The sequence below is a fragment of the Paraburkholderia sp. BL18I3N2 genome (assembly GCF_003001875.1).
Classification (GTDB): Bacteria; Pseudomonadota; Gammaproteobacteria; order Burkholderiales; family Burkholderiaceae; genus Paraburkholderia; species Paraburkholderia phytofirmans.
Genome location: NZ_PVNC01000003.1, coordinates 191,251 through 209,673 on the forward strand (window position 1 = coordinate 191,251; position 18,423 = coordinate 209,673).

At 63.6% G+C, this 18,423-nt stretch carries 20 protein-coding genes and 2 pseudogenes; 11 read left to right on the forward strand and 11 right to left on the reverse strand.

What is annotated here, in order from left to right; all coding sequences use genetic code 11:
• The first annotated feature begins 87 nt into the window (after window positions 1-87).
• Window positions 88-1,389 carry an NCS2 family permease gene (locus B0G75_RS10475; protein WP_106304212.1) on the forward strand — a complete coding sequence of 434 codons (1,302 nt, stop codon included), beginning with the start codon at window positions 88-90 and terminating at the stop codon, window positions 1,387-1,389.
• 132 nt (window positions 1,390-1,521) lie between these two features.
• Window positions 1,522-2,052 carry a cytochrome b gene (locus B0G75_RS10480; protein WP_106304215.1) on the forward strand — a complete coding sequence of 177 codons (531 nt, stop codon included), beginning with the start codon at window positions 1,522-1,524 and terminating at the stop codon, window positions 2,050-2,052.
• 183 nt (window positions 2,053-2,235) lie between these two features.
• Here B0G75_RS10480 and B0G75_RS10485 read toward each other — a convergent pair whose 3' ends face one another.
• Window positions 2,236-2,526 carry a DUF1488 domain-containing protein gene (locus B0G75_RS10485; protein WP_012427513.1) on the reverse strand — a complete coding sequence of 97 codons (291 nt, stop codon included), beginning with the start codon at window positions 2,524-2,526 and terminating at the stop codon, window positions 2,236-2,238.
• Window positions 2,527-2,927: 401 nt separating this feature from the next.
• On the opposite strand from B0G75_RS10485, the gene B0G75_RS10490 reads away from it, so the two are divergent.
• A complete protein-coding gene (locus tag B0G75_RS10490) occupies window positions 2,928-4,919 on the forward strand; it encodes a sigma-54-dependent Fis family transcriptional regulator (protein ID WP_106304218.1) in 1,992 nt (663 codons plus the stop codon).
• A 70-nt stretch (window positions 4,920-4,989) separates the two neighbouring features.
• Window positions 4,990-5,301 carry a 2Fe-2S iron-sulfur cluster-binding protein gene (locus B0G75_RS10495; protein ID WP_012427515.1) on the forward strand — a complete coding sequence of 104 codons (312 nt, stop codon included), beginning with the start codon at window positions 4,990-4,992 and terminating at the stop codon, window positions 5,299-5,301.
• A gap of 31 nt (window positions 5,302-5,332) precedes the next feature.
• Here the strand turns inward: B0G75_RS10495 and B0G75_RS10500 are convergent, their stop codons facing one another.
• From B0G75_RS10500 to B0G75_RS10510, 3 genes are read right to left on the reverse strand one after another with little or no spacing between them, the layout of a single operon-like run.
• Complete coding sequence (locus B0G75_RS10500) at window positions 5,333-5,527, reverse strand: YqaE/Pmp3 family membrane protein (protein ID WP_106304220.1); 195 nt, start codon at window positions 5,525-5,527, stop codon at window positions 5,333-5,335.
• A 25-nt stretch (window positions 5,528-5,552) separates the two neighbouring features.
• Window positions 5,553-5,747, reverse strand: coding sequence for a DUF1653 domain-containing protein (locus B0G75_RS10505; protein ID WP_106304223.1), 195 nt, complete (start codon window positions 5,745-5,747; stop codon window positions 5,553-5,555).
• Between the two features lie 56 nt (window positions 5,748-5,803).
• Window positions 5,804-6,448, reverse strand: coding sequence for a transcriptional regulator (locus B0G75_RS10510; protein ID WP_106304227.1), 645 nt, complete (start codon window positions 6,446-6,448; stop codon window positions 5,804-5,806).
• Window positions 6,449-6,641: 193 nt separating this feature from the next.
• Here B0G75_RS10510 and B0G75_RS10515 point away from each other — a divergent pair, with 193 nt between their 5' ends.
• The 3 genes from B0G75_RS10515 (at window position 6,642) to infA (ending at window position 8,135) form a co-directional block, all read left to right on the forward strand.
• The gene (locus B0G75_RS10515; RefSeq protein WP_106304230.1) at window positions 6,642-6,860 is read left to right on the forward strand and encodes a hypothetical protein; all 219 of its coding nucleotides are present in this window, start codon (window positions 6,642-6,644) and stop codon (window positions 6,858-6,860) included.
• A gap of 589 nt (window positions 6,861-7,449) precedes the next feature.
• Complete coding sequence (locus tag B0G75_RS10520) at window positions 7,450-7,731, forward strand: hypothetical protein (RefSeq protein ID WP_106305586.1); 282 nt, start codon at window positions 7,450-7,452, stop codon at window positions 7,729-7,731.
• Window positions 7,732-7,862: 131 nt separating this feature from the next.
• The gene (infA, locus tag B0G75_RS10525; RefSeq protein WP_012427521.1) at window positions 7,863-8,135 is read left to right on the forward strand and encodes a translation initiation factor IF-1; all 273 of its coding nucleotides are present in this window, start codon (window positions 7,863-7,865) and stop codon (window positions 8,133-8,135) included.
• Between the two features lie 255 nt (window positions 8,136-8,390).
• Here the strand turns inward: infA and B0G75_RS10530 are convergent, their stop codons facing one another.
• The 5 genes and pseudogenes from B0G75_RS10530 to B0G75_RS10555 all read right to left on the reverse strand — a co-directional run bounded on the left by B0G75_RS10530 (window position 8,391) and on the right by B0G75_RS10555 (window position 13,011).
• Window positions 8,391-9,134: a GntR family transcriptional regulator gene (locus B0G75_RS10530; RefSeq protein WP_258194366.1), complete on the reverse strand. Its 744-nt coding sequence runs from the start codon at window positions 9,132-9,134 to the stop codon at window positions 8,391-8,393.
• Between the two features lie 74 nt (window positions 9,135-9,208).
• Window positions 9,209-10,228: an alcohol dehydrogenase gene (locus B0G75_RS10535; RefSeq protein WP_106304233.1), complete on the reverse strand. Its 1,020-nt coding sequence runs from the start codon at window positions 10,226-10,228 to the stop codon at window positions 9,209-9,211.
• Window positions 10,229-10,554: 326 nt separating this feature from the next.
• Window positions 10,555-10,917, reverse strand: a complete 363-nt coding sequence (locus tag B0G75_RS10540; protein WP_106304236.1) for a translation initiation factor Sui1 — start codon at window positions 10,915-10,917, stop codon at window positions 10,555-10,557.
• A gap of 178 nt (window positions 10,918-11,095) precedes the next feature.
• Window positions 11,096-11,293, reverse strand: a pseudogene (locus B0G75_RS41240) (GGDEF domain-containing protein); the annotation flags it as partial.
• Between the two features lie 200 nt (window positions 11,294-11,493).
• Window positions 11,494-13,011: a CoA-acylating methylmalonate-semialdehyde dehydrogenase gene (locus B0G75_RS10555; RefSeq protein WP_106304239.1), complete on the reverse strand. Its 1,518-nt coding sequence runs from the start codon at window positions 13,009-13,011 to the stop codon at window positions 11,494-11,496.
• Between the two features lie 351 nt (window positions 13,012-13,362).
• On the opposite strand from B0G75_RS10555, the gene B0G75_RS10565 reads away from it, so the two are divergent.
• From B0G75_RS10565 to B0G75_RS10575, 3 genes are all read left to right on the forward strand, one after another.
• Window positions 13,363-14,607: a cyanate transporter gene (locus tag B0G75_RS10565; protein WP_106304245.1), complete on the forward strand. Its 1,245-nt coding sequence runs from the start codon at window positions 13,363-13,365 to the stop codon at window positions 14,605-14,607.
• Between the two features lie 178 nt (window positions 14,608-14,785).
• The gene (locus B0G75_RS10570) at window positions 14,786-15,361 is read left to right on the forward strand and encodes an ANTAR domain-containing response regulator (protein WP_012427528.1); all 576 of its coding nucleotides are present in this window, start codon (window positions 14,786-14,788) and stop codon (window positions 15,359-15,361) included.
• 10 nt (window positions 15,362-15,371) lie between these two features.
• On the forward strand, window positions 15,372-16,523 hold the full coding sequence (locus B0G75_RS10575) for a CmpA/NrtA family ABC transporter substrate-binding protein (RefSeq protein ID WP_106304248.1): 1,152 nt from the start codon (window positions 15,372-15,374) through the stop codon (window positions 16,521-16,523).
• A gap of 12 nt (window positions 16,524-16,535) precedes the next feature.
• Here B0G75_RS10575 and B0G75_RS40165 read toward each other — a convergent pair whose 3' ends face one another.
• Window positions 16,536-16,718 (reverse strand): hypothetical protein, encoded by a 183-nt coding sequence (locus tag B0G75_RS40165; RefSeq protein WP_146142498.1) that lies wholly within the window; start codon window positions 16,716-16,718, stop codon window positions 16,536-16,538.
• 162 nt (window positions 16,719-16,880) lie between these two features.
• Window positions 16,881-17,210: pseudogene (locus tag B0G75_RS41245) on the reverse strand (response regulator); the annotation flags it as partial.
• A gap of 66 nt (window positions 17,211-17,276) precedes the next feature.
• Between B0G75_RS41245 and B0G75_RS10585 the strand changes: the two are divergent.
• Window positions 17,277-18,365, forward strand: a complete 1,089-nt coding sequence (locus B0G75_RS10585) for an ABC transporter substrate-binding protein (protein WP_106305593.1) — start codon at window positions 17,277-17,279, stop codon at window positions 18,363-18,365.
• Window positions 18,366-18,423 lie beyond the last annotated feature (58 nt).

Here is an 18,423-nt window from a genome sequence, read left to right on the forward strand (position 1 = left end):
TAGCACAGCGCCCGTCACCCCGGCGACGCGGCGCCTTCACCGCTCCAATCACAACAAACGCTTTCTGAACGACGAGAGACCCGCCTCATGGACTCCATAAAACGCTACTTCGGCTTCGAATCCGCCGGCACCGACCTGCGCACCGAAGTGCTCGCCGGCCTCACCACCTTCCTGACGATGGCGTACATCATCTTCGTCAACCCGGCGATTCTCGGCGACGCCGGCATGCCGAAGGACGCGGTGTTCGTCGCGACCTGCATCGTGGCCGCGCTCGCCTCGCTGATCATGGGTCTCTACGCGAACTATCCGATCGCGCTCGCGCCGGGCATGGGGCTGAACGCGTATTTCGCGTACACCGTCGTCAAAGGCATGGGCTTCACCTGGCAGGCCGCGCTCGGCGCGGTGTTCATTTCCGGCTGTCTGTTCCTGATCGTCACGCTGTTCCGCGTGCGCGAGGTGATCGTCAACGGCATTCCGCATTCGATACGCATTGCCATCACCGGCGGCATCGGCCTCTTTCTCGCGATCATTTCGCTGAAGTCGGCGGGCGTGGTGGTGGGTAATCCCGCGACGCTCGTGACGCTCGGCGATCTGCACAACCCGCATGTGATTCTCGCGGTCATCGGCTTCTTCGCGATCGTCACGCTGGATCATTTGCGGGTGCGCGGCGCGATCCTGATCGGGATCGTCGGCGTGACGGTGCTGAGCTTTTTCTTCGGCGGCAACCAGTTTCACGGCATCGTCTCCGCGCCGCCGTCCATCTCGCCGACGCTGTTCCAGCTCGACATTCGCGGCGCGCTGTCGGGCGGCGTGCTGAACGTGATTCTCGTGTTCTTCCTCGTCGAACTGTTCGATGCGACCGGCACGCTGATGGGCGTGGCCAATCGCGCGGGGTTGCTGGTGGAAGGCAAGATGCATCGGCTGAACCGCGCGCTGCTTGCCGACAGCACCGCCATTCTGGCCGGCTCGATGCTGGGTACCTCGTCGACCACCGCTTATATTGAAAGCGCTTCGGGCGTGCAAGCCGGCGGGCGCACGGGCGTGACGGCCATCACCGTGGCCGTGCTGTTTCTCGCGGCGCTGTTTTTCGCGCCGCTGGCAAGCGTGGTGCCCGGCTATGCGACGGCGCCGGCGCTGCTGTACGTGTCGTGCCTGATGCTGCGCGAAATGCTCGACCTGCCGTGGGACGACGCCACCGAAGTCGTGCCGGCCGCGCTCACCGCGCTGCTGATGCCCTTCACCTATTCGATCGCCAATGGCGTCGCGTTCGGCTTCATCTCGTATGCGGGCCTGAAGCTGTTGACCGGCCAGGGGCGCAAGGTGAAGCTGGTGGTGTGGATCATTGCGGCGATTTTCCTGTTCCGCTATTTCTACCTCGGCAGCGAATAGGCGCACGGGCGCCCGTGCGCCGAACCCCGGTCTGGATCAACGACGGTTTATTGACGGTGCCCATTCGGGTGGGGCACCGTTTATCATCCGATGATTCAAAAAACCATCGACCAGGCCACGGGAGTTCCCTACATGTCTTACAGCCGCACCTCGGACCGCTATACGGCGCCCGCGATTTTCTTCCATTGGGCGATGTTTCTGCTGATCGCGCTGGCTTATCTGGCGATCGAGATTCGCGGGCCAAAAGGTAGCGACAGCCGCGTATTCTGGAGCAGCGTGCATTTCTGGTGCGGCTCGCTGGTGCTCGCGCTGGCCTCTCTGCGTCTGCTGTGGCGACTATGGGCCGGCGCGCCCGCCGAAGTGGACGGCAACCGGCTGCTCGCCTTTCTGGCGCGGGCCGCGCATCTCGCCTTGTACGTTTTTATCTTCGTCCAGCCGCTGCTCGGCATTCTCATGATCAACACCGGCGGACACCCGGTCACGCTGACGTGGCTTAACATCGACTACACGCTGGTCGGCGCGGATCCTGCTGCGCGTCCGTTGCTCAAGACGGCGCATGAGTGGCTCGGCAATGCGTTTTATTGGGTGATCGGCTTGCACGCGCTGGCGGCGATCGCGCATCACGTGGTGCTCAAGGATCGGACGCTGCGGCGGATGGTCTGAGAGCGCTGGCGCTCGCAATCGCGCTCGTATTTGCGCGCGCTTCGAGTCCGGACGCCGGCGGCACAGCTGGCCGCGGACGGGTTGAATGGTTTCGATGCCGCGCGTGGGTTTCCCGGGCTTCTGCTTCTTGCGCGGCGTTCCTGCTTGCGGCGTCGACCGGCCGAGGGTCGGAAACGCCCTCAGTCAATTACGCCAGTTTGCCTCGTAGAAGCGCACATAGCCGCTTCTCAGCACGAGACATTGCGCCCTCGTTTCCGAGATGAGGCGACGCGTAGCGGCTTCGATCCGGGCGCGATGCGTGTCGAATGCGCCGACCATGTCCTCCAGACGCGGCGATGCGGCGCCGTAGTGGTCTTCCAGTGCCTCCGCCGTGATCATGCATTCCACCCTCTGCCCATCGACCATCGCCGGGAACGCCAAGGTGAGCTCGCGACCTGAATATTCAGGAGTTTCATTTGGGAATAGGATCTGCATGGGACTTCACCTGGAAGGTAGGTGCTGCGCATGGTGTAGCCTGGTAGTGCGCATGCCGGTTGCGTCTGATCGCGCCGCTAGCTCCAACCTCCTTGTCCAATGCCGGCGACGCGGGCTTGTCACCCGACTGCGGCAGCGGAATAGTTCGCGCGCCGCGGAGGTGATTTGATCACTTTAGACGAGTTCGGGCGCGGCGCAAGTTTTCCTTTCCGTTTGCCTGAATTTGGTGCCGTGCGCGTTTTTTTTGAGGCATGGCGCGCCGGCCGCCTCCGTTTTTTCCCTGCCGTGCGCAGCACGATTCGTCCTGTAATATCGGTGTTCGGCCGTGTGCGCGCATGTTGCGCTGCGGCACTGAGCGGAGGGCAACGTACCCGCCGTGTCCGTTTCACCGGAGACATGCCTTGACCCAAAGTTCCGCTACGCCGCACGCTATCAATCGGCCCGATGTCATCGCGCACGCTCACGCCCGCTCGCTCGAAATCGGCTTGCGCGCTTCGGAGACGCCGGACTTTCATCCGTTGGCCCGGCCTGCGCTGCGTGAACTCGTCGAGCGCAATCAATCGCTGTTTACGCACGCGCTGCCGGTCATGGAGACGCTGCATGCGCAGATCGTCGATACGCAGAGCATGGTGCTGCTCACCGACAATCACGGCGTGATCCTGCACAGTCTTGGCGACAGCGACTTCGTCGAAAAGGCCAATCGCGTCGCACTGTGTCCGGGCGTGTCGTGGGCCGAGGCGGATCGCGGCACCAATGCGATCGGCACCGCGCTTGTCGATGGGCAGCCGACCGTCGTGCACGCGGGAGAGCATTTCCTGCACGCCAACCGGATTCTCACCTGCTCATGCGCACCGATTGCCGATCCGTTCGGGCGCACCATCGGCGCGCTCGACGTGAGCGGCGACACGCGCGGCTTTCACAAGCACACGCTTGCGCTCGTGAGAATGTCGGCGCAGATGATCGAAAATCATCTGTTCTCCAATCAATTCGCCGACGCGATCCGCGTGCACTTTCACGCGCGCGGGGAATTCATCGGCACGTTGTTCGAAGGGCTCGCGGCGTTCGCGCCGGACGGCACGTTTCTGTCGGCCAATCGCAGTGCGCTGTTTCAATTCGGGCAAGCGCTCGCCGAACTGCAACGGCAGCCGTTCGATGCGCTGTTCGGCGTAACCATCTCGAGGCTGTTGCAGCAGATTGCGCGCGCACCCGGTGAGAACATTCTGTTGACGCTGCCAAGCGGCGTGCGCGTGGTGGCGCGCGGCGACTATGCGCTGCCGCGTTATGTCGCGCCGGCGGAGAGTCTCGCCGGCGCGTCACGTGCGCCGTTGTCCAGCGACGCGCGTCATGCGCCGCGCTACGCCGATCCCGCGCCGCTAGCCACGCTCGAAACGCTCGATACCGGCGACGCGCAAGTCGCCGCGATCCTGCGGCGCGTCGCCAAACTGCAAGGCCGCGATATTCCGATTCTGGTGCTCGGCAAGACCGGCACCGGCAAGGAGTGGCTCGCGCGCGCCATCCATCACGATTCACCGCGCCGGGCCGCGCCTTTTATCGCGCTGAATTGCGCGTCGCTGCCCGAGACGCTGATCGAGGCGGAGTTGTTCGGCTACGAAGACGGCGCGTTCACCGGCGCGAAGAAACGCGGCAGCGTCGGCAAGATCGTGCAGGCCGACGGCGGCACGCTGTTCCTCGACGAAATCGGCGACATGCCGCTCGCCCAGCAAGTGCGCCTCATGCGCGTGCTGCAGGAGCGCAACGTGGTGCCGCTCGGCGGGACGCGGGCGATTCCGGTGGATCTGCGCATCGTCTGCGCAACGCACCGCAACCTGCGCGCAATGATCGAAGCCGGCACGTTCCGCGAAGATCTGTATTACCGGATCAATGGACTCGTCCTGACCTTGCCGGCGCTGCGCGAGCGCACCGATCTTCGCGCGCTCGTCACTCGCATGCTGGAATTGCAGCCCGCCGGCGAACGCTTGCCGCGTCGCGTGTCTGCCGACGTGCTCGAACGCTTCGCGCAATGCCGCTGGCCGGGCAATCTGCGGCAACTGGCCAACGTGTTGCGCACTGCGAGCATCATGGCCGAAGGCGCGGACCAGATCGAACTCGACGATTTGCCCGAGGACTTTTTGCAGGATTGCATCGACACCGCGGCCGAGCCATGCGTGCAGTCGCCGGCAACGCGTGCGGGCTCCGGGTTCTGCGATGACGTCCAAGCGGCGGCGCCAACGCGAGGGCAGCCGGCGACCAGCAAGATGGAGGCATGGCAGGCCACGCTGATCGCGCAAACGCTCGAACGGCTCGACGGCAATGTGTCGGCGGCGGCGCGTGAGTTGGGCCTGGCGCGCAATACGGTGTACCGGTATTTGCGGCGTGGCGGCTCGACTCATTGAAAACGCGACCGGAGAGGCAACTGAAGCGGCAACGTGTAAAGTGTGGCGCAATCCGTCACAGACTCACACGATGTCCGACTCCACCCGCCCGCCTCTAGTTCGCGTCGAGCCGCTCGGCTACAGCTTCGAAGCGCCCGATTCGCTGACGATTCTCGAAGCCGCCGGCTTTGCGAATCTGCGTTTGCCGCGCTCGTGCCGCAATGGGACGTGCCGCACGTGTTTGTGCAAAATGACGGCGGGACGCGTGCGCTATACGATCGAATGGCCTGGGCTCAGCCGGGAAGAAAAACAGGAAGGCTATATTCTGCCGTGTGTAGCGATCGCGGAATCCGATGTGGTGATCGAAGCACCGGACGCGGTAGAGCTACCGCCGCTCAAATGAACGCGGCGCATCCGCGCCGCGCACCCAGGCCTTACCGCACATTACCCATCGCCCTGGCGATTTTCTTGTCGGTGTTGTACTGGCTCAGCGCATACACCGACCAGATGGCGGCCGGAATCCAGCCGATCAGCGTGATCTGCAGGATCAGGCAGATGATGCCCGCGAACGGGCGGCCGATCGTGAAAAACTGGAACCACGGCAGAATGATGGCAAGCAATAGACGCATGCAGATTTCCTGTTGTTGATAGCGACTAGTTGATCGGCGCGAAGCGCGGCACCTTGGCGCCGTCCACTTCGACCATTTCGAAAAATACTGAAGCCGGACGCGTCCAGATCGTACCATTGCCCGCTTTGTAGACGATCATCGTGACCGTCGGATCGGACTCGAGCGTGGCCTCGCAAACCAGTTCGTAAATCCCGCCTTTGTAGTGCCGGTAACGCACCATTCTTTTCTCCCTGAATCGACCCATCTCGACGAAAAAGCACGGCAACGGCCGAACCGTCAGCCGCTCTCTTTCATCTGCTTGAGAATCTTGTAGACCGTGGCGCGTCCCATCGTCAGCACGGCGGCCACGTAGTTCGCGGAACTGCGGCCGCGAAACGCGCCTTGTGCGTGCAGCGCCTCGACGATTTCCCGCTTGTGCTCACGCGTGAGCGCATTGATGCCGATCTGCCGCTCGCGCAGCCACGTGTGCAGATACGTGTTGATGCGGTCCTGCCAGTCGTCGCGGAACAACTCCTCCGCGGGCGCGTCCGTCAGGTTGCCGCCTTTGATGAACAGATCGAGCGTGGAACGCACGTCTTCGAACACCGCGATATTGAAGTTGATGCAGAGCATGCCGGCCGGCTTGCCGTCGTCGTCGAACAGGATGTTGCTCACGCAACGCATGCGCCGGCCGTCCCAGTTGAGCTTTTCGTACGGGCCGATGGTCTGTCCGCGCGCCGCGTAATGGACTTCGTCCAGCACCGACGGCCCGCCGACTTCGAGCTTCGACAGGTTGTTCACGAGATAGGCGATGGTCTGATCGCGCAGGTCGTGAATCACCACTTCGGCACACGGGTAGAAAAGCGCCGCGATGCCGTCGGCGATGGGAGCGTAGCGCTCGAGCAGCAGGTCTTTCACGGGAGACACGTTTGGGTTGCGCATGGGGCAGTCGCAGTGTTCGAAGGATGCGGCAACTCGCCATTGTAGCCACCCGGCCCAAGCACGGCGACCATGACGCCGGGCACGCCCGCAAAAAACGAACGCTGATGCGCTTCGTCACGCGGCGAATTTTGTCCGCTTGGCGAGCGATTTTTTTTCGTGCGATAAAAGACCCATCTATTTCACGGAGCAACAGATGGCCACGCTTGAAGCGTTTCGCACCGTGCTGGATGACGAAGGCACGCCGGAAATCATCCGCAATCACATCATCGATTCGCTGCAATATGCGCTGCGCAATCACGGACAGATCTTCACGTCGAAGGAAGTCGAATGGCTGGCCAGCTGGGATGACGCCCGCATTCCGCTGGCGGCGTCGCGCGAGTTGCAGAAGCGTGTCGCCGAAACTTCCCGCTGAAGCACGAGTCTGTTGATCGTCCAGTGCCCGCGCCGCGATGGCGCAACCCGTCACCCGGCGCGGCGTTCATAACCCGGCATGCCGGCCGCGACCGCTGTGTCGCCCTCGAAGCCCCGCCTGCCGGGCGGTTTGCCCCTGCGTGGAACTTTTTGCTATCCAATTAGCCCCATTTAGGGCATCATATTGGAATAGCTGTGCCCCGCATTCGCATTACCAGGCAACAACCGGCTTGACCAGGCAACATCAGGCAACTCCGGATAGTCTCGAACCGGCGTCTGCGCACCACCCCCGACTGTTCGACCGCCACCTGTCGGCGATCCCGTCACTCCGGCAATGCGTCGCATGCATTCGCCGTCGCGAGTTGTGCAGCTGAGTGTTCAGCATTTACGCGCCCGGTGTCCGCGCGACATCAGCGTGTTTCTTCTCCATCGAATCCGCGATTTTGCGCGGCCGCGCTCAAGCCCTTGCCAGTGGGCCTGTGCCAACCTTTTTCCATGGCGGCGCGCCCCAGGGTGCTGCGCTGCCCGGCCTGTCGTGCCGCGCGTAACACGCGTGACACAGCGGCCACGTAATACAGGACATGTGCTTCATGAATTCAGTTGTCAAGACGTACAAGGGTTATGAAATTCACCCGCTCGTCTATCCGCGCCGCCCGGCGGACGGTCAGACGAGCCGCAATGCGGACGCCGGCTACGACGCGTCGGTACGCATCTGCCGTGTGGGCGCCAACCCGTCCGCCGACGGGCGTGTGTTCCGTCTGCAGTACCTGTTTCCGTTCGACGGCACGGGCAAGGCGCGCATTGCGTGCATGGCCCACGCCGAACAATTGATCGACGGCCGTGTAGATGGCCAGTCCGTCGCCGATCTTTGAGCGGTATTATCGGCACATAGGCCGATACCGCAGTACGGCGGGCTCGAAAAGCCCGCTTTTGCCCCCATCTGATGTTGTGCTGCCCGGCGTGGGCGACCAACACCCCTTATCCCATCGACCAGGAGTTATGCATGGCGAAAGAAGAACTGCTTGAACTTGACGGTATCGTCGACGAAGTACTTCCGGACAGCCGTTACCGCGTGACGCTCGACAACGGCGTCGTGGTTGGCGCTTACGCGTCCGGACGCATGCGCAAGAACCACATCCGTATTCTCGCGGGCGACCGCGTGACGCTGGAACTGTCGGTCTACGACCTGACCAAAGGCCGGATCAATTTCCGTCACAAAGACGAGCGCGCCACCGGTGGCGGCGGTGCTCGCAACACGCAATTCCGTCGCCGTTAAGGCTGGCGGCACGCTGACCGCGCCCCGCACGGTCCTGGCGTGATCCATTGCGATTGAGTTGTACGCGAAGCCATTCGCGCGCCTTCTCCGGCTTGACTCGCTGATCCATTGATTCGAGCCTGAGCGGCGCGCTGCGGCATCGCTTTGTCGCAACCTGGTTTTGCTTGAATTTCTCCGGCACGGGCGCTTTCTGTCGCCAGCGGGGGTTTCACCCCGTCCTTGCTTCCTCCGCCTTTGCGTCCGCAATACGCACGCTTAACGCCCGAACACCGCCCCGAGATCTTCTCCGGCGGCGCTTTTGCGTACCTGCTCGACGACCCGCTCCTCCAGTTCCGCCAGATGTTCGCGCATGGCCGACAGGGCAACGTCGAGGTCGCCCGCGTCGAGTGCGTCGATGATTTGCGTGTGTTCGTCCGCGGAGCAGGTCGAGCCCTTTGACGGGTCGAACAGCGCTTTATACAGCTCGGTCTTGGCGACCAGTTGGCCGACCAGCCCAAGCAATTCCGTGCCGCCCGCCAGCTCCGTCAGCAGCACATGAAACTGGCCGGCAAGGCGCACGGATTCTTCGATGGCGCCCGCGCTCGTTGCCTTCGCCTCGCTGCGCACATGCGCGCGCAGGCGCCGCTTGTGTGGCGCGCTCAACGCCCCGCACAGCGCCGCGACGATGCCCGCCTCGACGATCTGCCGCGCGCGATACACCTGGCGAATGTCCTCTTCCGACGGCGACGGCACGAACGCCCCGCGATTTGCCTCCAGCACGAGCTTGCCCTCGAAGCCCAGCCGCGCGAGCACCTTGCGCAGCGCGCCGCGCGTGCAGCCGAACGCGGCCGCGAGATCGCGTTCGACGAGCTGTGCGCCCGGCCGCAGCCGCCCTTGCAACAGCGCCGCGGTAATCGACGCATAAATGCGCTCTTCGACGCTGATCGCAGCGTCGTCGCGTGCGGCGTGAATGGGCGCTTCGGTGTCGGCAGGCGACGAACGGCGGGGACGTGGAGCCATGAATTCAGTAGTCGGGAACGGAGCGATATCGGCAGGCATTCTAGCGGCATCGGCTCCGGCCGTCAGTCGCGCTCTTATCGGCCCATGTTGAGCACAACCCTGAATCGCGCAGCGCCGCTCATCATCCGGTCGTAGGCCTCGGCGGCTTTGGTCAGCGGGAATTCTTCGATCATCGGCTTGATGCCCGATAGCGCGCTGAACGCGAGTGTGTCCTGAGAATCCGCCGATGTGCCCGACGGCCAGCCTTGCACCGAGTTCCGCCCCATGATGAACTGCGCGATCGGCACCTCGACGGGCTCTTCGGAGAGTCCGACCATGATCAGCTTGCCGTTCAATCCCAGGCCGCCCACCACGGCGCTCATTGCCTTGCCGCTGGTGACGGTTGCAAGAATGACGCGAGCGCCGCCCAACGCCTGCAGCGCTTGCGCGACGTTCGCCGTCGTGCTGTCGATGTAGTGATGAGCGCCCAGCTCTTTCGCCAGACTTGCCTTGTCCTGCCCGCGCGCAATGGCGACCGTGACGAAGCCCATCTTTCGTGCGAACTGCACGCCCAGGTGACCGAGTCCGCCGATGCCCAGCACCGCGACGACATCCCCGGCGCGTGCGCCGCTGTTGCGCAGCGCGTTGAATGTCGTGATGCCCGCGCACAGAAGCGGCGCGGCATCGACGTCGGAAAGATCATCTGGAATGCGCGCCAGCGCTTCGACCGGGGCCACCATGAACTCCGCATAGCCGCCGTCGTAGCTGATGCCAGGCACGAGCGCGCGCTGACACAGAACGAAATCGCCGCGACGGCAATGCTCGCACCGTCCGCAATGTCCGCCGTGCCAGCCGACGCCGACGCGCTGCCCCGCCGTCCATCCTTCAACGCCCGCGCCGACGGTATCGATGACGCCTGCAATCTCGTGCCCCGGTACCCGCGGGTATTCGAGGCCCGGCCACTGCCCTTCTTTTGTCAACACGTCGCTGTGGCAAATGCCGCACGCCTGAATCTTGATGAGCACCTGTCCGGCGCCCGGTTCCGGCACGTCCCGTTCGACGAGTTCCAGGGGGCCGCCAGCCTTTGCCACCTGCACTGCCTTCATCGTCCGCATCGCTTTCCTCCTTATGCAAGAGACGAACGCGAGTTGACCGAGCCCGGTTCGCAGATTTGCCTTCGACGTCACCCTCCGGTCAAGCGCTCAGCTTACGCCAAAATTTTGGCGGCGCGACCCGGCCTCGCCGATCTCGCGAGCGGTGTCGATTCTGTTTGGACCGGGTCTTGCAATCGGAATCGGGGTGGGCGAATACGACGTGATGGCGTTAAACAAAGCCGCTTTCAGGCCTGCGAATCGCGTTGGGTTCCAGCCTGCGGCTGCGGGCGCGAGCATTCAATTCGGGAATCGATCCGCAGGTGGCAAAGCTCATTCAAGCGCCGGGTTTAACCCCCAGCCCGCTTCGCGTCGTGGCCAGCCTTCTTTAGCGCCTCGATGACTCGCTCGCAATGATCGCCCTGCACTTCGATCACACCATCCTTGACCGTTCCGCCGGAACCGCAGGCTGTGCGCAACTGCTTGCCTAGCGAGGCCAAGACAAGAGGATCGAGCGCGAGCCCCTTCACGAGCGTCACGCTTTTCCCGCCTCGGCCCTTGGTCTCCCGAGACACTCGCACCACGCCATCACCTGCCGCTCGTGTTTTGGCGGCCGTCTTGCAGACACATTGCGCGAGCGCCCGGCTGCATTCGGGACACATTCGCCCGCCATCGGTGGAATAGACAAGGCCGCCTTTGGAACTACTTTTCATGATTGGCTTACTCAAAGACGCTTAGGTCGGGAAGCGTGACGAATTCCGGCAATGCCGTCAGCAAGTGGCGGTGCCGCGCACGCCGGTCCGCGCCAGTTCAAGCCGATTACCGCCAAGCGATTTCGCGCGGCATAACGCCTGGTCGGCCGCTGCCAGCAGGTCGGCGAGCGTGGGCGCCCGAGCCCATCGCACCGGGCAGGTCGCGACGAAACAAAGCGGCGGCACAGCCGATTGCGAGGGTGGCGTAGCCGGCTGCCAGTATCCTTAATTCCCTGCTGCTGCGGGGATGAGTTCGATGCTCCCAGAGGGTCATCGCGCAACCGGTGAGGAGCGTTCCGACGACAAGGAGATAGAGGGTAAGAAGATCGACATGCATCGCTGACTTGAGAGCTTTACGCCGGCATATCGCGGCGCCAGCGGCATTTTACGCTGAAAATTTTTACGGCATGACGATTGGCAGGATTGACGCTCGGCAAGCGCCCTCTGCGCGCCCCGCTCGTCGCGCGGGCGACGTAGCCTGTCGCCCGCGTGGGTTGCCAATGCGGCAGTAAGAGGCGTCGCGACGCCCGGACCGGCTTAGTGCGCGACAGGCATCGCGAATTCCGCACCTTTGGCGATGCTGTCCGGCCAGCGCTGCATGACGCTCTTGTAGTGCGTGTAAAAACGCACGGCTTCCTCGCCGTACGCGTGATGATCACCGAACAGCGAGCGCTTCCAGCCTCCGAACGAATGCCACGCAGGCGGCACCGGACTCGGCACGTTGATGCCCACCATGCCGATCTGAATCTGCCGGGAGAATGCGCGCGCCGCGCCGCCGTCGGATGTAAAGAGCGATACGCAGTTCCCGAGTTCGTGCGCATTGACGAGCGCAATCGCGCTCGCGAGATCCGGCACGCGGACCACCGAGAGGACCGGCCCGAAAATCTCTTCCCGATAGATGCTCATATCAGGCTTCACGTCGTCGAACAGCGAGCCGCCGAGAAAGAAGCCCTCTTCGTGGCCGGGCACGCTATGGCCGCGACCGTCGACGACAAGTCTCGCGCCCGCCGCGACGCCCGCATCGATATAGCCCAACACCTTGGCGCGATGCGCGGCGCTGATGAGCGGCCCCATGTCCAGATCCGGCTCCATGCCGCCGCCGATTCTGAGCGAGCGCACGCGCGGCGCGAGACGCTCGATCAGTTCGTCGCCGATACGCCCTACCGCCACCGCAACCGAGGTCGCCATGCAACGCTCGCCGGCCGAGCCATACGACGACGCGATCAGCGCATCGACTGCCTGATCGAGATCGGCGTCGGGCATGACGACCAGATGGTTTTTCGCGCTGCCCAACGCCTGCACGCGCTTGCCGCGCTTTGCGCTTTCGCTGTAGATGTATTCCGCGACCGGCGTCGAGCCGACGACAGATATCGCGGCCACGTCGGGATGCTCGATCAGCGCATCGACGACGGCCTTGCCGCCATGCACGACATTGAAGACGCCTTTGGGAAAGCCCGCCTCGATGAACAGCTCGGCCAGCCGGATCGATGTCGATGGCGTGCGCTCCGAGGGCTTGAGCACGAACGTGTTGCCGCATGCCGCTGCCATCACGAACATCCAGCACGGCACCACCATCGGGAAATTGAAGGGCGTGACGCCGGCCGCCACGCCGAGCGGCTGACGCAGATTCCAGTTGTCGATGCCGCCGCTGATCTGATCGGTGAAATCGGTCTTGAGCAGGTTCGGAATGCCGCACGCGAATTCGACGATCTCGATACCGCGCACTACCTCGCCTTTCGCGTCCGAAAGCAGCTTGCCGTGATCGCGCGTGATGAGTTCGGCGAGTTCGTCCGAATGCGCTTCGAGCAGTTCCTTGAACTTGAACATCAAACGGGCGCGCTTGAGCGGCGCGGTTTCGCTCCAGGCCGGGAACGCGGCCTTCGCGGCGGCGACGGCCGCGTCGACTTCGGTTGCGTTCGCGACCGGCACACGAGCCGTCACCCGGCCTTGCGCCGGATCGAATACATCGCCGAACCGCCCGCTTGCGCCAGCGGCGCGTCGGCCGTCGATAAAATGACTCAGCTCGCGCACAGCGGCCTGATTTCCTTCGCTCATGTCTGCTCCTATGGCGGGATGCGGGCGCAATTGGCGCCGCGTATCCTCGTGTCTTCGAACATGGGTTGTCCGGCCGCAATGCAGATCGCGCCGACCGCTCCGATAGCCCCCAATGTAGGCGCATTGATTCGGATTTCGAACACCCTCGTCCGACAAACAGTCTTGCGCTGCAGGAACAAATCCATATTTAGCTGCAAGGCTTGATCCGCCGCCGTGAAGCTCGCGCTCGCAAAGCGCTTGGCGTTATACCGGGCATCACGAAAATGGTTAACCATTTTTTGTTATTATGGTTGACCAAAACCGAGCCTCGCACGGTTTCTCACGCTGCCATTCCTCTCCGCCAGGACCCTTGTGAATTCGCCCTCCAGCGCCAACCCGATCCGCACTCCCGCTCGCCACGCCACCGCGGCGCCAAGCTGGCAGGACGTCTTCTGGCTGGCGGCGATCGTCGTCATCGGCATCAATCTGCGCCCGCTGCTCACCTCGATCAGCCCTTTGATGACGACGATCCGCGCCGCAACCGGCCTCAGCTTCTACGGCGCGTCGTTGCTGACCAGCCTGCCGGTCGTCGCGATGGGCATCGGTGCGTTCGGCGCGGGTGCGCTGACTCGCACGATCGGCGAGACACGCGGTGTCGCGCTCGGCTTGCTCGCCATCGCGCTGGCCTGCGCGGCGCGTTGGACGGCGTCGAGCGGCGCCGCTCTGCTCGCAACGGCGTTGCTCGCGGGCGTGGGCGTCGCGGCGATTCAAGCGTTGCTGCCCATCGTGATGAAGCAGCGCTTTCACGCGCGCGTGCCGCTCGCGATGGGCGTGTTCTCCGCGTCCATGATGGGCGGTGGCAGCTTGGGCGCGAGTTTGAGTCCGTGGGTGAGTCGCGCGGCGCAGTCATGGCATGCGGGACTCGCGGTGTGGGCGCTTCCGGCTTGCGTCGCGCTGCTCTGCTGGTGGGCGTTGAACCGGCGGTCCTCTTCGAACAGCGCCGCCGCCCACGCCGCGTCCACGAATGCCGCCACCGTTTCGCTGTGGCGCACGCGGCGTGCATGGACACTCGGCCTCTACTTCGGCATCGTCAACGGCGGCTATACGAGTCTCGTCGCGTGGCTGCCGGCGTTTTATCAGCAGCGCGGCATGAGCGTCGCGGCAAGCGGTTCGCTGCTGGCAGGCATGACGGTGTTCCAGGCCGCCGCGGCCCTGTTGCTGCCGCTCGCCGCGGCGTCGTTCCGCGATCGCCGGCCGTGGCTCACGCTCGGCCTCACCGCGCAACTGGCCGGTCTGCTCGGCTTGATCGTCTGGCCCGACGCCGCGCCCTTGCTGTGGGTCGGCGTGGCAGGCGCGGGACTGGGCGGGACTTTCTCGCTGACGCTCGTGACCGCCATGGATCATTCGGCCGACCATCGTGTGGCCGGCAAGCTGGTCGCGTTCACCCAGGGCATCGGCTTCATCGTGGCGGCTATTGCGCCGGTCATGGCCGGCGTCGTGCGAGGTTGGAGCGGGAGCTTCGGCGTCGCGTGGATCATGCTGGCCGGCTGCGTAGTCGCGATGATCGCGGTCGGTTTTCTGTTCTCGCCCCGCAGCTACGGCGAATGGCGCCGATGAGGTGAGCGGCGCCATCATGCGCCGCTTCGGTGCATCGGCCCGGCGTGCCCCGCGTAGGTGCAGCCGCGGCTGTCCGTGCAGCCGCTAAGTCTGTGATTGCTTTCGCTTCGCCGCCGCATGCGTCGGATGGCATAACCGTTGCTTTATGGTTAGCTAGCCGTCGATAAAACCCCACTCCATGCTGCGCGTTCTCCTCGTAACCGACACCGATAAGCCCATCGGCGACCTCCGCGACGCCCTTGCCCGCCTCGGCTACGAGATGCTGGCGAGCACAGCCACGCCGCAAGCGCTGCATCGCGTGGTGCAGAGCGAGCGGCCGGACGTCATCATCATCGATACGGAATCGCCGTCGCGCGACACGCTCGAACAGCTTGCCGTGATGAACGCCACCGCGCCGCGCCCGGTGCTCATGTTCAGCCACGACGCCAACCAGCAATTGATTCGCGACGCCGTCGGCGCGGGCGTCACGGCCTATCTCGTCGAAGGCCTCGCGACCGAGCGTCTCGCGCCGATCCTCGAAGTCGCGCTCGCGCGTTTTGCGCAGGAATCGCAGTTGCGCGAACGTCTCGCGCAAGTCGAGAACGAACTCGCCGAGCGCAAGCTGATCGATCGGGCCAAACGCATCCTGATGGATCAGCAGAAAATCACCGAACACGCCGCCTACGCCAACCTGCGCAAACGCGCGATGAACCAGGGCGTCAAACTCGCCGAGGTCGCGCGCGCCATCGTCGCGGCGGCTGACTCGCTCAAATGAAGCGCCGTCCATGAACTCTCCTACTTCACTCGCCGCCACGTCCGCATCGGGGCAACTCGAGAAGACTCACTTACGGCTCGGTTTCGTGGCGCTTTCAGACGCAGCACCACTCGTCGCCGCCAAGCTGCTGGAATTCGGCCATGCGCACGGCCTCACGCTGGAGTTGTCGCGTCAGCCGTCGTGGGCCGCCGTGCGCGACAAACTGCTGTCGGGCGATCTGGATGCGGCCCATACGCTCTACGGACTCGTCTACGGCGTGCAACTCGGCCTTGGCGGACCGCAAACGGAGATGGCCGTGCTGATGGTGCTCAACCGCAACGGCCAGGCCATCACACTGTCAAACCGTCTCGCGGATGCGCTCGCCGAACACGGCACGCTACCCAGGGCGCTCGCGACGCTCGGCCGCAAACCGGTCTTCGCGCAAACCTTCCCGACCGGCACGCACGCGATGTGGTTGTACTACTGGCTCGCGTCGCAAGGCGTGGATCCATTGCGCGAGATCGAGAGCGTGGCGATTCCGCCGCCGCAAATGGTCGCGGCGCTCGCCGAAGACAGACTCGACGGCCTGTGTGTCGGCGAGCCCTGGAACGCGCAGGCCGAAGCGCTCGGCGTCGGCAGGACGATCGCTTATACGAGCGAAGTGTGGCCGGATCATCCCGACAAAGTGCTGGCATGCCGGCGCGATTTTGTCAGCGAGAATCCGAATGCCGCGCGCGCCCTCGTGCAGACCATGCTCGAGGCGTGCCGCTGGCTCGACGGCGCGGGACATCGCGAGGAAATCGCGCGCTGTCTTGCGCGGCCCGAGTATGTCGGCATCGATGAAACGTTGATTGTGGCGCGTCTGGGCAACCAGATTGCCGCTTCCGCGCCGGGCGGTCTGCCCATGCGCTTCTTCGACAACGGCACGGTGAACTACCCGCATGCGTTCGAAGGCGCGTGGTTTCTCACGCAGTTCGAACGCTGGGGCATGATCGATGCGCGTGCGGATTATGCGGACGTTGCCGCGCGGATCAACCAGACGCAGTTGTATCGCGAGGCGGCCGTCGCTGTGAACGTGGCTGTACCGGAACAAGGCGTTTCTCAGATTTTGATCGACGGCGAAACGTGGAGCGACGGTACGTCACCCACTGCTTACGCACAGCGCTTTTCGATTCGCCGCTGAGTGGCTGAGTGGTCAAGTGCCTAAGTAACGCCGCATGGCGTTATCGCTTAGATCGCCGACCCGTTCAGCTAGCAGATCGATCTGCCCTGTCACGTCGACCCGCTCGTCATGCTCGAAAGCGGGATCGATACCGAGCGAGTGTGCCACCCGCAATAAGTCGAGCGTCATGCTGCGCGCGACCTTATGAAGCGGCACCGCCGCCCTCTTGAGTGTATAGCCTCTGTCCGCATTGAGCCGCGACAGCAAGAGCCACCACCGCACGCTATGCCCCGCCTTCTGCAAAGCGCGATTCAGCCGCTCTAAATGCCCCCCTCTCTGTCGATCGTTAGTGACCCTATCTTTCCCGACACCGATATCGCCGTGGCTGCGACGTAGCAGCGCACGCGCGCGCGTATCCGGTTTCGTGAGCGAGAATGGCTTGGCGAAAACAGTCGCCGGCACCGGGACCGAGACCGAGACCGCGCACGCGCTCTACCGCCGAGACGTGCGCGTTGAGTATCGGCACGTCGCACTGCATTGCGACGGACATGCAAACGGCGCAGCACTTCCAGTTCCGTCAAGCCTGGACAAGCCGATGTCGAGAATCACCAGCGCGTAGTCCCGCGCGCGCAACCCATGGCCGGCGGCTCCGCGTTCGTGCATGCAGTCGACAGCGATTGTCTCGCTGGTCAGCGCGCCGGTGAGCAAGCGGACGTGATCGGACTGTCTTCATTCGCCTACACAAAACCAACACCAACTTATCTGGAGGACGACGTGCAAACCATCTTCAACGCCTTGGCTGTCGCTGTCGCATTCGCAGCAAATTCAGCGTGGGCGGCCATTCCATCCGGCTACCCCGGCGACTACCAGGCTACGATCGACGGCGCGAAAAAGGAAGGCAAGCTGATCGTCTATTCGGTCACGGACACCGCGCTGGTACGTCCACTCATCAAGGATTTTGAAAGCCTCTACGGCGTCAAAGTCGAATACAACGACATGAACACCACCGAGCTGTACAACCGCTACATCAGCGAAAATGCGGCCAGCAGCATGAGCGCCGATGTGCTGTGGAGCTCGGCCATGGACCTGCAGATCAAGCTCGTCAACGACGGCCTGATGACCACGTACGAATCCCCCGAAGCGAAGCAGTTGCCGCAGTGGGCGCAGTACCGGAAGCAGGCGTACGGCACCACGTACGAGCCGCTCGCGATCGTCTACAACAAACGCCTCATGCCGGCTGGCGAGGTGCCGCAAACGCGCGCCGATCTGATCAGACTGCTGCAAGCCAAACCCGACAGATTCAAAGGCCGCGTCACCACTTACGACATCGAAAAGTCCGGCGTCGGCTTCAACTATCTGACCCAGGACGCACACGTCAACCCGCAGGTCACATGGGATCTGGTCAAGGCCATGGGCGCCACCGGCCCGAAGCTGCAATCGAGCACGGGCGCGATGATGGAGCGCATCTCCTCCGGTGAGAACCTGATCGGCTACAACATTCTCGGCTCGTATGCGCTGATCAAGGCGAAGAAAGATCCATCGATCGGCTATGTCTACCCGAAGGATTACACGCTGGTGGCGAGCCGGCTCGTGACGATTTCGAAGAAAGCGCGAAGCCCGAACGCCGCCAAGCTGTGGGTCGACTACCTGCTCTCGCGACGCGGCCAGACGTTGCTGGCGAATCAGGCGAACCTGTTCTCGATTCGCGCCGACGTGGAAGGCGAAACCTCGATGGCGGCACTCACGAAGCAACTCGGCAACTCGCTTAAACCAGTCCCGATCGGCGCGGACCTGCTGGTCTATCTCGATCAGTCGAAGCGCCTCGAATTCCTCAAGCAGTGGCAACAGTCGATCAGGCGCTAGCCGTTCGCGTTTGACACCCGAGCGGCCGCACTGACACGCGCGGCGGCCCTTCTTTCCA

Excerpts from the sequence above, each read along its gene's own strand:
- B0G75_RS10505 (WP_106304223.1), bottom strand. The coding sequence starts at position 5,747 with ATGGTGCGTTACCGGCACTACAAAGGCGGGATTTACGAACTGGTTTGC.
- B0G75_RS10495 (WP_012427515.1), top strand. The coding sequence starts at position 4,990 with ATGTCCGACTCCACCCGCCCGCCTCTAGTTCGCGTCGAGCCGCTCGGC.
- B0G75_RS10555 (WP_106304239.1), bottom strand. The coding sequence starts at position 13,011 with ATGAGCGAAGGAAATCAGGCCGCTGTGCGCGAGCTGAGTCATTTTATC.
- B0G75_RS10530 (WP_258194366.1), bottom strand. The coding sequence starts at position 9,134 with ATGGCTCCACGTCCCCGCCGTTCGTCGCCTGCCGACACCGAAGCGCCC.
- B0G75_RS10500 (WP_106304220.1), bottom strand. The coding sequence starts at position 5,527 with ATGCGTCTATTGCTTGCCATCATTCTGCCGTGGTTCCAGTTTTTCACG.
- B0G75_RS10480 (WP_106304215.1), top strand. The coding sequence starts at position 1,522 with ATGTCTTACAGCCGCACCTCGGACCGCTATACGGCGCCCGCGATTTTC.
- B0G75_RS10475 (WP_106304212.1), top strand. The coding sequence starts at position 88 with ATGGACTCCATAAAACGCTACTTCGGCTTCGAATCCGCCGGCACCGAC.
- B0G75_RS10485 (WP_012427513.1), bottom strand. The coding sequence starts at position 2,526 with ATGCAGATCCTATTCCCAAATGAAACTCCTGAATATTCAGGTCGCGAG.
- B0G75_RS10515 (WP_106304230.1), top strand. The coding sequence starts at position 6,642 with ATGGCCACGCTTGAAGCGTTTCGCACCGTGCTGGATGACGAAGGCACG.
- B0G75_RS10575 (WP_106304248.1), top strand. The coding sequence starts at position 15,372 with ATGAACTCTCCTACTTCACTCGCCGCCACGTCCGCATCGGGGCAACTC.
- infA (WP_012427521.1), top strand. The coding sequence starts at position 7,863 with ATGGCGAAAGAAGAACTGCTTGAACTTGACGGTATCGTCGACGAAGTA.
- B0G75_RS10510 (WP_106304227.1), bottom strand. The coding sequence starts at position 6,448 with ATGCGCAACCCAAACGTGTCTCCCGTGAAAGACCTGCTGCTCGAGCGC.
- B0G75_RS10540 (WP_106304236.1), bottom strand. The coding sequence starts at position 10,917 with ATGAAAAGTAGTTCCAAAGGCGGCCTTGTCTATTCCACCGATGGCGGG.
- B0G75_RS10520 (WP_106305586.1), top strand. The coding sequence starts at position 7,450 with ATGAATTCAGTTGTCAAGACGTACAAGGGTTATGAAATTCACCCGCTC.
- B0G75_RS10570 (WP_012427528.1), top strand. The coding sequence starts at position 14,786 with ATGCTGCGCGTTCTCCTCGTAACCGACACCGATAAGCCCATCGGCGAC.
- B0G75_RS10535 (WP_106304233.1), bottom strand. The coding sequence starts at position 10,228 with ATGCGGACGATGAAGGCAGTGCAGGTGGCAAAGGCTGGCGGCCCCCTG.